Here is a 12,992-nt window from a genome sequence, read left to right as displayed (position 1 = left end):
GATATCAGCACCGGATCGTTTCGCCGAACGACTCGCTGGATAGCCGAGTTCCGGGACACAAGGGTTAACGCTCGTTCATGGCTTCGGCGACGAGGGCTTCGGCCTCGATCAGCAGGGCGTCGTCGACGGTGCCCTGCGCCACCCGCTCGCGCCCGATCAGCACCAGCACCGGCACGGCCAGTGGCGAGACGCGGTCGAGCGCGACATGCTCGATGCGCTGGGCGGCGGTATCGAGCAGGCGGCCGAGGCGGCCGACATCGGTCATCCGCGCCTTCGCATCGCTCCACGCCGCCTCCAGCAACAGATGCGAAGGCTCGTAGCGGCGCAGCACGTCGTAGATGAGGTCGGTCGAGAAGCTCACCTGTCGCCCCGTCTTGCGCTTGCCGGGGTGCTGGCGCTCGACGAGGCCGCCGATCACCGCCACCTCGCGGAAGGCGCGCTTCAAGAGCGCCGATTCCTGCACCCAGTCGACGAACTCATGCTCCAGGATATCGGGGGAGAAGAGCGGGCGCGGATCGGTGACGGGCTTCAGCGAATAGGTGGCGATGGCATAATCGGACGAGACGAAGCCGATCGGTTGCAGCCCCGCCGTCTCCATCCGCCGCGTGACCAGCATGCCGAGCGACTGGTGCGCGTTCCAGCCCTCGAAGCTGTAGACGACCATATAGTGCCGCCCCTCGCGCGGGAAGGTTTCGATCAGCAGTCTCTCGGGCGCGGGGAGGCTGGAGCGGCGCTGCTGCGTCTCCAGCCAGTCGCGCACGTCGTCGGGAAAGCGCGGCCACTGCTCGGGCTCGTGAAGGAAGTGTCGCACCCGGTCGGCGAGGTTGGTCGAGATCGGCATCCGCGCGCCGCCATAGGTCGGGATGCGCGCCGGGCGAGCGGTGGCGCGGACGATCAGGTCTTCGCCCTTCACGCCCTCCACTTCGAGGCTGAGGCCGGAGAAGAAGAAGGTGTCTTTCGGCGAGAGGGTGGCGGCGAAGCCCTCCTCGATCTTGCCGAGGGAACGGCCGTTGCGGAATCGTACCGTCAGCATCGGCGCCTCGACGATGATGCCGGCGTTGAGACGGAATTGCGTCACGAAGCGGGGATGGCTCACCCGCCAGAGGCCGTCGGGGCCTTCGGTGAGGCGCTTATACTGGTCGTAGGCCCGGAGCGCATAGCCACCGGTCGCGACGAAGCCGAGCACGCGGTCGAACGTCCCGGCCGGGAGGGTGGCGTAGGGGGCGGCTTCGCGCACCTCGTCGAGCAGAGCATCCCGCCTGAAAGGCTCGGCCGAGGCCATGGCCATGATGTGCTGGGCGAGCACGTCGAGCGCGCCTTCGCGAAAGATATCGGGGTCGCGCTCGCCCGCCTCCACGGCGTCGACGGCGGCGCGGGCCTCCAGATATTCGAAGCGATTGCCCGGCACGATCAGCGCCTTCGACGGCACGTCGAGCCGGTGGTTGGCGCGGCCGATGCGCTGGAGCAGGCGCGACGAGCCCTTGGGCGCGCCCATCTGGATGACGAGATCGACATCGCCCCAGTCCACGCCGAGATCGAGGCTGGCGGTGGCGACCAGCGCGCGGAGCCGCCCATCGGCCATCGCCTGCTCCACCTTGCGGCGCGCCTCGCGGTCGAGGCTGCCATGGTGGATGCCGATCGGGAGATGCTCTTCGTTCACCGCCCAGAGATCCTGGAAGATCAGCTCGGCGAGGCTGCGGGTGTTGCAGAAGATGATCGTCGTGCGGTGCGCGGCGATCTCGGCCATCACCTGTTCGGCGGCGTAACGGCCCGAATGGCCTGCCCAAGGCACGGTTCCGTGGGGCAGCAGGATGGCGATGTCGGGATCGGCGCCGGGGTCACCCTCGACCAGCGTCACCGTGTCGAGATCGCCGGTGCCGGAGAGCCAGCCGCGATAGAGGTCTGGGTCGGCCACCGTCGCGGACAGCGCCACCCGTCGCATCCCCGGCGCCAAGCGGGCGAGGCGCGCCATCGAGAGCGCCAGCAGATCGCCGCGCTTGGTGGGGGCGAAGGCGTGGACCTCGTCGATCACCAGCGTCTTCAGCCCCGCGAACATCTGGGCCGCATCGGGATAGGAGAGGAGGAGACTGAGCGATTCCGGCGTCGTCAGCAGCATCTGCGGCGGCTTGGCGCGCTGTCGGGCCTTGCGGTCGGAGGGGGTGTCGCCGGTGCGCGTCTCGACGCGGATGGGGAGGGCCATTTCCTCGATCGGGCCGAGCAGGTTGCGCTGCACGTCCACGGCCAGCGCCTTGAGCGGCGAGACATAGAGGGTGTGGAGGCCGTCCGCCGGCTGCTCGATCAGTTCGACAAGGCTGGGGAGGAAGCCCGCCAGAGTCTTGCCCGCACCCGTCGGGGCGACGAGGAGGGCGCTCTTCCCCGCGCGTGCCGCGTCCAGCATGGCGAGCTGGTGGCGGCGCGGAGTCCAGCCACGCGCCTTGAACCAGCGGCTAAGAATCGGGGGAAGCTCGGACATTCGCTGAGAACATCGGTGTTTACGCCCCGTTCCGCCAGCCCTCGCCAGCATCGGGCGCCGGAGCTACAAGCGGCGGACAAGGAGACACGCGATGGCCGAGGGCTTCGTTCGACACAAACAGCCCTGGACCTCGGACGAGATCCAGAAGCTCCACCGCCTCGCCGCCAAGGGCATGGCGCTCAAGGCCATCGGCAAGGCGCTCACCCGCAGCGAGGAATCGATCCAGGCGCGCGCCAAGCTCGACGGGCTCAAGATCGCCAAGCTGCGCTGAGCCGGAACCGGGCGGAGGCTCGGCCGTATCGCTCCCATGGCGCGCCTCGGTTCCTGGATCGAGCCCCGTCCCGAGGGCATCTACATCCCCGCCGCCGATGCGTGGATCGATCCGTCGAGCCCCAAGCCCCGAGCGCTGGTGACGCATGGCCATGCCGACCATGCCCGCGGCGGCCATGGCACGGTGATGGCCACGCCCGAGACGCTGGCGATCATGGAGACGCGCTATGGCCCGCAGAACGGCCAGCCCGTCCGCTATGGCGAGGGGGTGCGGCTGGGCGACGTCTCGGTGCGCTTCGTGCCGGCGGGGCATGTGCTGGGCTCGGCGCAGATCGTGCTGGAGCGGGGCTCGGAACGGATCGTCGTCAGCGGCGACTATAAGCGCCGGCCGGACCCGACCTGTGCACCGTTCGAGCCGGTGCCCTGCGACATCTTCATCACCGAGGCGACCTTCGGCCTCCCCGTCTTCCGCCATCCCGACACTGGGGCGGAGGTTGACCGGCTGCTGGAGGCGCTCCACGCCAATCCCGATCGCTGCGTGCTGGTCGGCGCTTATGCGCTCGGCAAGGCGCAGCGATTGATCGCGGAGCTGCGTCGGCGCGGCCATCATGACGTCATCCACCTCCATGGCGCGCTGGAGCGGCTCTGCGCGCTCTATGTGGAGTTGGGGGTCGATCTGGGCGAGCTGGCCCCTGCCACCGGGCTTCCGGCGGCGGCACTGAAGGGGCGGATCGTGCTGGCGCCGCCGGGAGCGTTGAACGATCGCTGGTCGCGGCGGCTGCCCGATCCGATCACGGCGATGGCGTCGGGCTGGATGCGGGTGCGCCAGCGGGCGCGGCAGCGCAATGTCGAGCTGCCGCTGATCGTCTCCGACCATGCCGACTGGGACGAGCTGACCGCCACCATCCGAGAGCTGGCCCCGCAGGAGCTATGGGTGACGCACGGCCGCGAGGAGGCGCTCGTCCGCTGGTGCCAGATGCACCAGATCAGGGCGCGGGCGCTGGCTCTGGCCGGCTATGAGGATGAAGACGATTGAGCAGGGCCTGCCGGCGGTGCCTCCGGCCGACATGCAGCCACACCCGTGCGACGAAATCCCCGGCGAGGCAGGCCAGCGCCGGATAGATCAGCCAGCAATAGCGGATCACCGGCTGGAAGGGGATGTAGAGCAGCGCCGGCCCGATCACGAAGGGCAGCACATAGAGATAGCGGGGCGAACGCCGCGCCAGCGCGAAGGCGAGGCCGAGGAAGCCCAATATGTTCACCGTCCGCGCCAGCCAGGAGCGCACCACCGGCAGCCAGACGCCGTGCGAGGTCATGAACATCCACGTCCCCGGCAGCGTCATCTGCCCGAGATGACGGCGGCAGAGCAGCAGGAAGTCGGCCGGATGGGCGGCGATCCACGCCTTGGTCTCGCGGCCGAGCTTCTGCGAATAGGCGACCTCGCCGCCGGCCTCGATCATCGCGCGCTGGGCGATCGGGTGGATGTAGGGCTGGATCGCGGTCAGGCGATCGTAGAACACCTTGTTGCGATCGTCGCCATGCACGGCTTCCGGATAGTTGGCCACCGCCAGTTCCATGCCGAGATCGTCGCGGAGCGGGATGGGGTGGCCCATCGCCAGCCAGTTGCGCGCCGTCCACGGCCCGACCAGCAAGGCGAGCGCCAGCAGCGTCGCGACGGTGGCGCGGGCGATGCGGGACAGGCTCCGCTGGTTGCGCCACAGATAGAGCGCCCAGCCGGCATAGGCGGCGAGCCCGACCACCGGGTTCACGAAGAAGGTGAGCGCCGGCAGCACCGCCAGCCATAGGCCGGACCGGCGCACCGGCTGGCCGGTATCGGCGCGCACCACCGTGTAGAGGGTGAGGTTGCCGAGCAGCAGGCCGAGGCCGCCCTCCCACACGCGCCATTCGAAGGCTTCGTTGGTGGTGTAGATCGGTGCCACCAGCAGGAAGACCAGTGCCCCCAGCCGGGCCCAGCGCGGCGTCCCCAGCCGCTTGAAGACGAGGTAGAGCAGCGCGTAGCTCGCGAAGCTGATCCCGATCGACCAGGCGCACAGCACCGCCTCGGCCGCGATCGTGCGGATGCCGAACAGCCAGTAGACCGCGCCTGCAATGGCGGGTGCGAGAGGCAGCAGATGCGCGGTCGGCCCCTGTCCCGCCATGAACGCGTCCGAGAAGCCATGGCCCTGCGCGAGCGCCATCGCGACATTGGGAGCCTCGCCGGTCGCCCAGGGCGTGCGGCGGAGCATCGCCCACCCGACCCTGACGGCGATGCCGACGAACAGGGCGATCAGCAGGAGCAGCCGGCCCGATCCAAGGGCGGATCGGGGAGGGGGAACGATAGTCTCACTACGCATCGGCCGGGGGCCTCTCCGTTCAGCGTGTCTGCGTCAGCCGCCGTTCGATCCGTCGGTCCGGAATCAGCCACACCGCGGCGAGGGCGACGTAAAGGCTGATCGCGACCAGTGGTTCGATGAAGGCGGCGAACACTGCTAAGACGTAGCCGATCATCGACCACATTCCCTTGCGGTCGCGGCCCAGCGCTTCGGCAAGGGTGGAGGTGGCTCCGCCATTGGCTTCGATGATCGCGTACTGGAGCCAGTGATAGCCCACCGCCGCCATGCCGAGCACCACGCCATAGGCCGCCACCGGCGCCGCGACGAAGCCGGCCTCGTCGATCCAGCGGATCACGAAGGGGATCAGCGACATCCAGAACAGCAGGAAGAGATTGGCCCACAATCCGCGGCCGTCGACATTCTGGGCGGTCTGGATCAGGTGGTGGTGGTTGTTCCAGTAGAGCCCGACATTGATGTAGCTCAGCACATAGGCCCCGAGGATCGGGGCGGCGGCGAGCAGGGCGTGCAGCTCGCCGCTGTGCGGCACCCTCAGCTCCAGCACCATGATGGTGATGATGATCGCCACCACGCCGTCCGTGAAAGCAGCCAGTCGCTCAACCCGCATCGCATATCCCCCTGTTGGAGATGAATGCTTATCCGGGGAGCAAGACAGGCCGCCAGCTTGATCGGCCGTGAACGAAGCGTCTCTCCCTCCCGCGTGGCGGCGGGAGGGAGAGAATCCGTCGATCAGTGGTGGCCGGCGAGCACCGGCTCGACGCCGCTCTGCGCGAGCTGGTCGTTGATCTGGCCCATCAGCCGTTCGAGCCCGGCCTCGTCCTTGGCCTCGGCGCGGGCGACCAGCACGTCCTGCGTGTTGGACGCGCGCAGCAGCCACCAGCCGTCGGCGGTGTTTACGCGCGCGCCATCGGTGCGGTTCACGTCGGCGCCGTTGGCGGCGAGGCGGTCCAGCACTTCCTCGACCACCTTGAACTTGCGGTCCTCGGAGGACTGGAAGCGCATCTCGGGCGTGTTGATCATCACCGGCATCGCATCCTTGAGCGCGGTGAGCGAACCGCCCAGCACGCGCACGGCGCGGATCAGGCGGATCGCGGCATATTGCGCGTCGTCGAAGCCGTAATAGTCGTGCGCGAAGAAGATATGGCCCGACATCTCGCCCGCGAGCGGGCTGTCGGTTTCCTTCATCTTGGTCTTGATGAGGCTGTGGCCGGTCTTCCACATCAGCGGCGTGCCGCCCAACTCCGCGATCCGGTCATAGAGCGCCTGGCTGGCCTTCACATCGGCGATGATGGTGGCGCCGGGCAGCTCGCGCAGCACCGGCTCGGCGAGGATGGCGAGGAGCTGGTCGCCCCACACCACGCGGCCCTCGCCGTCCACCGCGCCGATGCGGTCGCCGTCGCCGTCGAAGGCGATGCCGAAGTCGAGGCCCTTGTCCTTCACCAGCTTCTGGAGATCGGCGAGGTTCTTCTCCTCGGTCGGGTCCGGGTGATGGTTGGGGAAGGTGCCGTCCACCTCGGTGTAGAGCGTGTGGTGCTCGCCGGGCAGCAGCTTGACGAGACGGTCGACCACCGGGCCGGCGGCGCCGTTGCCCGCGTCCCAGCCGATCCGGAACGCGCCGCCGGCATAGCCGACCATCAGGCGCGCGACATAATCCTCCATGATCTCGTAGGTGGAGATGGCGCCTTCGCCCTCTTCCCAGTCGCCCTCGGCGGCGAGGCGGCCGAGATCCTGGATGTCGGCGCCGAAGAAGGGCTTGTGCTGAAGTACCATCTTGAAGCCGTTATAATCGCCCGGATTATGGCTGCCGGTGATCTGGATGCCGCCGTCGACCTCCAGCGTGGCCTCGGCGTAATAGAGCATCGGGGTTGGCCCCATGCCGATGCGGACGACGTCGACGCCGCCCTTGGTCAGCCCCTCGATCAGCGCGGCTTCGAGCAGCGGCGAGTGGGTGCGGCCGTCATAACCGACGGCGACGCGCGTGCCGCCCGCGCGGCGCACGCGCGTCGCGAAACCGCGACCGATGGCGGTGGCATCGGCCGGGCCCAGCGTTTTCCCCACGATGCCCCGAATGTCATATTCGCGAAGCGACGTTGGATCGAAACGGTGGGTCATTCGGAAACTCCTATACTGAAAATCTCGCGTCAGACGCTCAAACCCGCTTTCGGTTCAATTCCGTGACAAGCAAATCCCGCGCTGCGTTGACCCGCCCCGCCAGCGCGGCAGATCCCCCGGTATCGGGATGAACGCGGCCGATCAGCCGACGGTGGGCGGCGCGTATCTCTTCCTCGCCGGCACCGGCCGATACGCCCAGCAACTCGCGCGCCTCGCGCAGCGACAGCGTAGAGGATTTGCGGCGCCCGCCCATCCACCAGATGGCGTAGATGACCGCGATGGCGATGAGGAACTTCATGCGCGCGTGCCGAGGCTCAGGCGCTGACGGCGGCGGCCACGCGGCTGGTCATGTCCTCGGCCATGGGCAGTTGCAGACCCGACACCATCTCGCGCAGCTCCTGCCGCGCAGCGACGTGGCTCAGGCCAACGTCGCGGATCGCGCTCATGTCGAGCAGGGTCAGCCCCTGCGGGAACAGCTCGCGATAGATGACGCGTTCGCCGAGGCCGGGGATCACCCGGAAGCCGACGCGCTTGGCCAGCTCGTCCACCGCCGCGCCGACGCGGCGCATGTTCTTCGCCTCCAGATGCTGGAGACGATTGCGGAGTACCACCCAGTCGACCGTACCCCCATCGATCTTCGCGCGGGCCTTTCGGGCATCCCACACCATCTCGGCGTAGAAGCTCGGGCGCTTGATGCGATAGGTTTCGGGATCGACCTGGCCGATCAGATCGAGGTCGATGAAGCTGTCGTTGATCGGCGTGACGAGCGTGTCGGCGCGGGACGCGGCCTTCATCGCATAAGGATCGTCGCGGCCCGGCGTGTCGACGATCACGAACTCGGCATCTTCGGCCAGAACGTCGATCTGGCGGTCGATTGCGGGGTCTTTCTCGGGATCGAAGACGGCGAAGCGCGGGCAGGGGAGATCAATCTCCTCCCGGCGCGCGGTGGCGGTGCGGTTCTCCAGATAGCGGGCGAGGGTCTTCTGCCGCGTGTCGAGATCGATGGCCGCCACCCGCCGCCCCTGCGTGGCGAGCGCTACGGCGACGTGCATCGCGGTGGTCGACTTTCCGGTGCCGCCTTTTTCGTTGGCGAACACGATGAGATGCGCGCGCGATGCCATGCTGTTCGAAACTTCCCCAATCCACCCCCGGCGGCTCTTGATTTGGCCCCGATGCCGCCGCAGAGAGCACGCCCAATGCCATATCGGAGGCCCTGTCGTCGTGCAAATCATCCGTGAACTGGAGGCGCTGCGCCACGCAGTCGCGGAACTGCGCGGGTCGGGCAAGCGAATCGCGCTTGTGCCGACGATGGGCGCGCTGCATGCCGGGCACATGGCGCTGATCGAGGAAGGGCTGCGCCGCGCCGACGCGGTGATCGCCTCGATCTTCGTGAATCCCAAGCAGTTCGGCCCGAACGAGGATCTCAGCAACTATCCCCGCCGCGAACGCACCGACGCGCAGATGCTGGAGAAGCATGGCTGCGCGATCCTGTGGGCGCCGGCGGTCGAGACGATGTATCCGGAGGGCTTCGCCACCACCGTGTCGGTGTCGGGCGTGTCCGAGGTGCTGGAGGGCGCGGCGCGTCCCGGCCATTTCGACGGCGTGTCGACGGTGGTGCTGAAGCTCCTCAACCAGGTCCAGCCCGACGTCGCGCTGTTCGGCGAGAAGGACTGGCAGCAGCTTGCCGTCATCCGCCGCATGGCGACCGATCTCGATCTGGCGGTGGAGATCCATGGCGTGCCGATCGAGCGCGACGATCAGGGCCTCGCCCTCTCCTCGCGCAACGCCTATCTCTCCGAAGACGAGCTGGTGGCGGCGCGCACGCTGCCTCGCGCGCTGGGCGAGGCGGCGGCGGCGATCGGGCGCGGCGAGCCGGCCGGGGCCGCGCTGGCGGCGGCGACCGCGCGGCTCGCCGAGGCGGGCTTCACCGACATCGACTATGTCACGCTGCGCGATGCGGCCACGCTCCAGCCGATCGAGGCGCTCGGCGAAGTGCCCGCGCGGCTGCTCGCGGCGGCGCGGATGGGGCCGGCGCGGCTGATCGACAATCTCCCCGTCGAGCCTGCGACTCAGGTCTAATTCCCGCCGTTAACCATTTCTTTCGGGAGCTGCTGCCACACCCTGCCGCATGACCGGGGGAATCAGCAGATGGGAAACAGCTATCAATCCGCCGCCTTACTGACAGACAACCGCCTTGCCATGGCGGCGATGGGCGACGCCGCCGCGCTCTATGATCTGGGCATCGCCTGCTCGTCGGGGACGGGCGGCTACGATGTCGACCTGATCGCGGCGCACAAATGGTTCAATCTCGCCGCCCTGTCGGGTTCGGTGGAGGCGCAGGAATGCCGCGCCGAGATTGCCGACGAGATGACCGCCCGCGAGATCGCCGAGGCCCAGCGTCAGGCCCGCGCCTGGCTTGCACTCAACCAGCGCCGCGCCGCCTGACCGCTCTTCCGTAGCGTTGCGTCAGCCGTCCTTTTTGAACGGCGCCATCTGATCGAGCAGCTCGATCTCTTCTTCCATCGCGCGGCGTTCCTGCGCCAGGAAATCGGCCACCGCCCGGCGGAAACCGGGATGGGGGATGTAATGCGCCGACCATGTCGGCACCGGGCGATAGCCGCGCGCCAGCTTGTGCTCGCCCTGCGCACCGGCCTCGACCCGCTTCAGGCCCATGGCGATGGCGGCCTCGATCGCCTGATAATAGCACAGCTCGAAATGGAGGAAGGGCACTTCCTCCGTGCATCCCCAATAGCGGCCGTAGAGCGTGTCCCCGCCGATCAGGTTGAGCGCGCCGGCGATCGGTTGCCCGTCGCGGCAGGCGAGCAGGAGCAGCACCTTGTCGGCCATCCGCTCGCCCAGCATCGAGAAGAAGCGGCGGGTGAGATAGGGGCGGCCCCATTTCCGGCTGCCGGTGTCCTGATAGAAAACCCAGAAGGCGTCCCACTCGGCCTCGCCGATTCCGGCGCCGGTGAGGGCACGCATCTCCAGCCCTTCCTGCGCGGCGGCGCGTTCCTTGACGATCGCCTTGCGCTTTCTCGACGCGAGCGCGCCGAGGAAATCGGCGAAGGTCCGATAGCCCTCATTATGCCAGTGGAACTGGCTGCCCTGGCGGATCAGCCATCCGGCCGCCTCGAACAGCGGGAGTTGCTCGGGCGTCACGAAGGTGGCGTGGGCGGAGGAGAGGTCGTGCTGCGCCACCATCGCCTCGATGGCGGCGATCAGCGCGGGGGCGGCTGATGGATCGCGCAGCAGCAGCCTCGGCCCCGGCACCGGCGTGAAGGGCACCGCGATCTGGAGCTTGGGATAATATTCGCCTCCCGCGCGCTGCCACGCATCCGCCCAGGCATGGTCGAACACATATTCGCCCTGGCTATGGCTCTTGGCATAAGCGGGGACGATGCCGGCGGGGCGGCCGTCCGCGCCGTCGACGACGATCGGCACCGGCTGCCAGCCGGCGCGCGCGACCGCGCTGCCCGAATCCTCCAGGGCGGAGAGAAAGGCGTGGCTCAGGAAAGGATTGTCCGCGCCCGCGCAGGCATCCCAGTCCTCCGCCGCGATGGCGCCGATGCCGGCGGCGACCCGCGCCGTGACGGAGTCGCTCATGCGGTGTGCGGCCTCTCGAAGATCGGCCGGTCGGCATGCGTGGTGACGGTCGCCCGCTCTTCGGGCGTGCGCACGGTCCAGCTCAGCACCGGCCATCCACCGGCATGGAGGGCGCTGGGCAAGGCGGAGGGCAGGAAGCGGACATCATAAGCGAGGAAATCGGGTCTCGCCCGCGTCACCGCAAGGCGGCGGGCGACCGCATCGCGAATCGCGCGGATCGGGCTCTCGCGATGCTCGGTCATGACGAGGCCGTGGACGATGCGGGGCGCATGTGTGGCGAACCAGTGGGAGACTTCCGGGTTGAAGCCCATCACGGCCACCGGCCCGCGATAGCCTTCCAGCGCGCGCCTGACCGCGAGGCAGAGCGGCGCCGTGTCGGCCATCCGGTCGGTCTTGATCTCGATCAGCAGCGGCACGCGCCCGGCGATCAGCGCGAGGAGATCGGTGAGCGCCGGCACCGGCTCGTCGCTGTTCCCGAGGCGGAGGCCCGCGATGGCGCGGGCGTCGCGCTCGCGGAACAGGCCCGGCTCGCCGGTCAGACGCCCGGTATCGGCGTCGTGGAAGACGAAGACGGTGCCGTCGCGCGACAGGCGGACGTCGCATTCGATGCCATAACCGCCCTCGATCGCGGCCGAGGCGGCGGCGAGGCTGTTCTCGGCCACGCCATCGCCCCACAGGCCGCGATGCGCGATGTCATGCGATCGCAGGAAGGCGACGCGCCCCGGCTCGGGGGCCGCCGCCCACCGTCGATCAAGGCCTGCGAAGGGCGACGATCGCATCCACTTCCACCGCGGCGCCGAGCGGCAGCACCGGCACGCCGACCGCCGAGCGGGCGTGCTTGCCGGCCTCGCCGAACAGCGCGACCATCAGCTCGGAGGCGCCGTTGGCAACCTTGGGCTGATCGGTGAACTCGGGGCCGGACGCGATGAACGCGCCGAGCTTGACGATCCGCTCCACCCGGTCGAGCGAGCCGCCGAGCGCCGCCTTGATCTGGGCGACCAGCATCAGGGCGCAGCGCTTGGCCGCCTCCTGGCCGCGCGCGACATCATCGGCGCCATCGAGGCGGCCGCGCATGAGCTGGCCGGCCTCATCGAAGGGCAACTGGCCCGAGATGTGGAGCAGTCCGCCTGCCTCGACGGCGGGGACATAGGCGGCCACCGGGGCGGCAGCCTGCGGAAGGGTGAGGCCGAGTTCGGCCAGGCGCGCTTCGATATCCATGATTCCGCTATGCCTCGTGGGTGGGTGTGGTCAAGGCCGGAGCCGGGCCGGCGGCGAAACGATCGAGAATCCAGTCGGCGGCCTTCGCCCAGTCGTCGATGCGGGCGTGCGCCGCCTCGGCCGGCGGGCGATGCCGGGCCACCAGCGGCTCGGCCACCATGTGCAGCCGCCAGACCTGCGGCGTGTGCCTGGCGACCGACGCGTGCTGGGTCGAGAGGTCGTCGACGAACACCGCGACTTCGGGCCGATGCTCATCGAGGATCGCGGCGAGCGCACGGCCCTTGCCGCCCTGATTGCAATAGACCTCGTGGCGGATGCCGTGGCTGGCGAGCTGGTCGATGCGCGGCTGGCGGCGATGGTCGGGCAGGTTGGTGAGGACGACGATGTCGGCCTCCGTGCCGATTCGCTCCAGCGCCTCGATCACGCCGGGAACAGGGCCTTGCCGCGCCATCTCGGTGTCGAAGAAGCCGTCGACGAAAGGCCAGACCGCGTCCGTCGGCACCACCGCGCCAGTATCGCGGCGGACCAGCGCCTGGCCCCAATCCTCATGCTCGATGGCGAAGTCGATGCCGTGCGCGTCGGCCAGCCAGTCGCGGAAGTGGCTGACCATGTGGAGCAGCACCTCGTCGCAGTCGGTGATGAGCAGCGGGCGGCTCATGCCTCCAGCTCCCGCTGGGCCGAGGCCAGCGCTTGCGGAGCGACGTCGAGGGCATCGGCGCACGCGGTCAGGTCGGGCTCGTGGGAGCCGAGGAAGGCCAGCACGGCGGCCAGCAGCGCCGGATCGGTGGCGCGCTCGCGCAGCTCGCCGGCGTCGAGGCCGGTCAGCGCCAGCAGCCGGTCGGCCCGATGCGAATCGGACAGGACCCAGGCCAGCGCGGACAGGGCGAGCGTGGCCGCATCGGGATGGTTTGTATCGCGGGCGCGCATCGCTTATCTCCGCATGTCTCTTCGGAAGGAAAGCGGGC

The 12,992-nt window shown here is 68.9% G+C and carries 15 protein-coding genes; 4 read left to right on the top strand and 11 right to left on the bottom strand.

Annotated features, from left to right (window positions below; genetic code table 11):
- Nucleotides 1-64: 64 nt before the first annotated feature.
- Complete coding sequence (locus ST3T6A_RS0116345; RefSeq protein WP_019834030.1) at nt 65-2,473, bottom strand: ligase-associated DNA damage response DEXH box helicase; 2,409 nt, start codon at nt 2,471-2,473, stop codon at nt 65-67.
- Nucleotides 2,474-2,564: 91 nt separating this feature from the next.
- Here ST3T6A_RS0116345 and ST3T6A_RS0116340 point away from each other — a divergent pair, with 91 nt between their 5' ends.
- Nucleotides 2,565-2,744, top strand: coding sequence for a hypothetical protein (locus ST3T6A_RS0116340; protein WP_019834029.1), 180 nt, complete (start codon nt 2,565-2,567; stop codon nt 2,742-2,744).
- Nucleotides 2,745-2,780: 36 nt separating this feature from the next.
- Complete coding sequence (locus ST3T6A_RS0116335) at nt 2,781-3,779, top strand: ligase-associated DNA damage response exonuclease (RefSeq protein WP_019834028.1); 999 nt, start codon at nt 2,781-2,783, stop codon at nt 3,777-3,779.
- Here the strand turns inward: ST3T6A_RS0116335 and ST3T6A_RS0116330 are convergent.
- The 5 genes from ST3T6A_RS0116330 to ST3T6A_RS0116310 all read right to left on the bottom strand — a co-directional run bounded on the left by ST3T6A_RS0116330 (nt 3,730) and on the right by ST3T6A_RS0116310 (nt 8,327).
- A complete protein-coding gene (locus ST3T6A_RS0116330) occupies nt 3,730-5,097 on the bottom strand; it encodes a hypothetical protein (protein ID WP_019834027.1) in 1,368 nt (455 codons plus the stop codon). The genes ST3T6A_RS0116335 and ST3T6A_RS0116330 overlap by 50 nt on opposite strands.
- 19 nt (nt 5,098-5,116) lie before the next feature.
- The gene (locus tag ST3T6A_RS0116325) at nt 5,117-5,701 is read right to left on the bottom strand and encodes a TMEM175 family protein (RefSeq protein ID WP_019834026.1); all 585 of its coding nucleotides are present in this window, start codon (nt 5,699-5,701) and stop codon (nt 5,117-5,119) included.
- A 122-nt stretch (nt 5,702-5,823) separates the two neighbouring features.
- Nucleotides 5,824-7,206 carry a phosphoglucomutase/phosphomannomutase PgmG gene (pgmG, locus tag ST3T6A_RS0116320; RefSeq protein WP_019834025.1) on the bottom strand — a complete coding sequence of 461 codons (1,383 nt, stop codon included), beginning with the start codon at nt 7,204-7,206 and terminating at the stop codon, nt 5,824-5,826.
- Between the two features lie 37 nt (nt 7,207-7,243).
- Nucleotides 7,244-7,504, bottom strand: a complete 261-nt coding sequence (locus tag ST3T6A_RS0116315) for a J domain-containing protein (protein WP_019834024.1) — start codon at nt 7,502-7,504, stop codon at nt 7,244-7,246.
- Between the two features lie 16 nt (nt 7,505-7,520).
- Entirely contained in the window at nt 7,521-8,327 is an 807-nt protein-coding gene (locus ST3T6A_RS0116310; protein WP_019834023.1) for a division plane positioning ATPase MipZ, read from the bottom strand.
- A gap of 100 nt (nt 8,328-8,427) precedes the next feature.
- Between ST3T6A_RS0116310 and panC the strand changes: the two genes are divergently transcribed.
- Nucleotides 8,428-9,285, top strand: a complete 858-nt coding sequence (gene panC / locus ST3T6A_RS0116305; RefSeq protein WP_019834022.1) for a pantoate--beta-alanine ligase — start codon at nt 8,428-8,430, stop codon at nt 9,283-9,285.
- A 69-nt stretch (nt 9,286-9,354) separates the two neighbouring features.
- Nucleotides 9,355-9,651 carry a hypothetical protein gene (locus ST3T6A_RS0116300; protein WP_019834021.1) on the top strand — a complete coding sequence of 99 codons (297 nt, stop codon included), beginning with the start codon at nt 9,355-9,357 and terminating at the stop codon, nt 9,649-9,651.
- Between the two features lie 21 nt (nt 9,652-9,672).
- On the opposite strand, the gene ST3T6A_RS0116295 is transcribed toward ST3T6A_RS0116300, so the two are convergent.
- Genes ST3T6A_RS0116295 through ST3T6A_RS0116275 form a run of 5 tightly spaced genes read right to left on the bottom strand, consistent with a single transcriptional unit; the run spans nt 9,673 to nt 12,954 of the window.
- Nucleotides 9,673-10,809, bottom strand: coding sequence for a GNAT family N-acetyltransferase (locus ST3T6A_RS0116295; RefSeq protein ID WP_019834020.1), 1,137 nt, complete (start codon nt 10,807-10,809; stop codon nt 9,673-9,675).
- A complete protein-coding gene (locus tag ST3T6A_RS0116290) occupies nt 10,806-11,588 on the bottom strand; it encodes a glycerophosphodiester phosphodiesterase family protein (RefSeq protein ID WP_019834019.1) in 783 nt (260 codons plus the stop codon). The genes ST3T6A_RS0116295 and ST3T6A_RS0116290 overlap by 4 nt, the downstream gene beginning before the upstream one ends.
- Complete coding sequence (locus ST3T6A_RS0116285) at nt 11,560-12,027, bottom strand: RidA family protein (protein WP_019834018.1); 468 nt, start codon at nt 12,025-12,027, stop codon at nt 11,560-11,562. Before ST3T6A_RS0116285 ends, ST3T6A_RS0116290 begins: the two co-directional genes overlap by 29 nt.
- A 7-nt stretch (nt 12,028-12,034) precedes the next feature.
- Nucleotides 12,035-12,685: a hypothetical protein gene (locus tag ST3T6A_RS0116280; RefSeq protein ID WP_019834017.1), complete on the bottom strand. Its 651-nt coding sequence runs from the start codon at nt 12,683-12,685 to the stop codon at nt 12,035-12,037.
- Nucleotides 12,682-12,954, bottom strand: coding sequence for a DUF3572 family protein (locus ST3T6A_RS0116275; RefSeq protein ID WP_019834016.1), 273 nt, complete (start codon nt 12,952-12,954; stop codon nt 12,682-12,684). Before ST3T6A_RS0116275 ends, ST3T6A_RS0116280 begins: the two co-directional genes overlap by 4 nt.
- Between the last annotated feature and the right edge of the window lie 38 nt (nt 12,955-12,992).

This window comes from Sphingomonas sp. PR090111-T3T-6A (assembly GCF_000383095.1).
Classification (GTDB): Bacteria; Pseudomonadota; Alphaproteobacteria; order Sphingomonadales; family Sphingomonadaceae; genus Solisphingomonas.
This window is presented reverse-complemented; position numbering and strand designations above follow the sequence as displayed.

Bases quoted from the DNA above. Each gene is read 5' to 3' on its own strand.
- ST3T6A_RS0116345 (WP_019834030.1), bottom strand. From the start codon at position 2,473: ATGTCCGAGCTTCCCCCGATTCTTAGCCGCTGGTTCAAGGCGCGTGGC.
- ST3T6A_RS0116340 (WP_019834029.1), top strand. From the start codon at position 2,565: ATGGCCGAGGGCTTCGTTCGACACAAACAGCCCTGGACCTCGGACGAG.
- ST3T6A_RS0116335 (WP_019834028.1), top strand. From the start codon at position 2,781: ATGGCGCGCCTCGGTTCCTGGATCGAGCCCCGTCCCGAGGGCATCTAC.
- ST3T6A_RS0116330 (WP_019834027.1), bottom strand. From the start codon at position 5,097: ATGCGTAGTGAGACTATCGTTCCCCCTCCCCGATCCGCCCTTGGATCG.
- ST3T6A_RS0116325 (WP_019834026.1), bottom strand. From the start codon at position 5,701: ATGCGGGTTGAGCGACTGGCTGCTTTCACGGACGGCGTGGTGGCGATC.
- pgmG (WP_019834025.1), bottom strand. From the start codon at position 7,206: ATGACCCACCGTTTCGATCCAACGTCGCTTCGCGAATATGACATTCGG.
- ST3T6A_RS0116315 (WP_019834024.1), bottom strand. From the start codon at position 7,504: ATGAAGTTCCTCATCGCCATCGCGGTCATCTACGCCATCTGGTGGATG.
- ST3T6A_RS0116310 (WP_019834023.1), bottom strand. From the start codon at position 8,327: ATGGCATCGCGCGCGCATCTCATCGTGTTCGCCAACGAAAAAGGCGGC.
- ST3T6A_RS0116300 (WP_019834021.1), top strand. From the start codon at position 9,355: ATGGGAAACAGCTATCAATCCGCCGCCTTACTGACAGACAACCGCCTT.
- ST3T6A_RS0116295 (WP_019834020.1), bottom strand. From the start codon at position 10,809: ATGAGCGACTCCGTCACGGCGCGGGTCGCCGCCGGCATCGGCGCCATC.
- ST3T6A_RS0116290 (WP_019834019.1), bottom strand. From the start codon at position 11,588: ATGCGATCGTCGCCCTTCGCAGGCCTTGATCGACGGTGGGCGGCGGCC.
- ST3T6A_RS0116285 (WP_019834018.1), bottom strand. From the start codon at position 12,027: ATGGATATCGAAGCGCGCCTGGCCGAACTCGGCCTCACCCTTCCGCAG.
- ST3T6A_RS0116280 (WP_019834017.1), bottom strand. From the start codon at position 12,685: ATGAGCCGCCCGCTGCTCATCACCGACTGCGACGAGGTGCTGCTCCAC.
- ST3T6A_RS0116275 (WP_019834016.1), bottom strand. From the start codon at position 12,954: ATGCGCGCCCGCGATACAAACCATCCCGATGCGGCCACGCTCGCCCTG.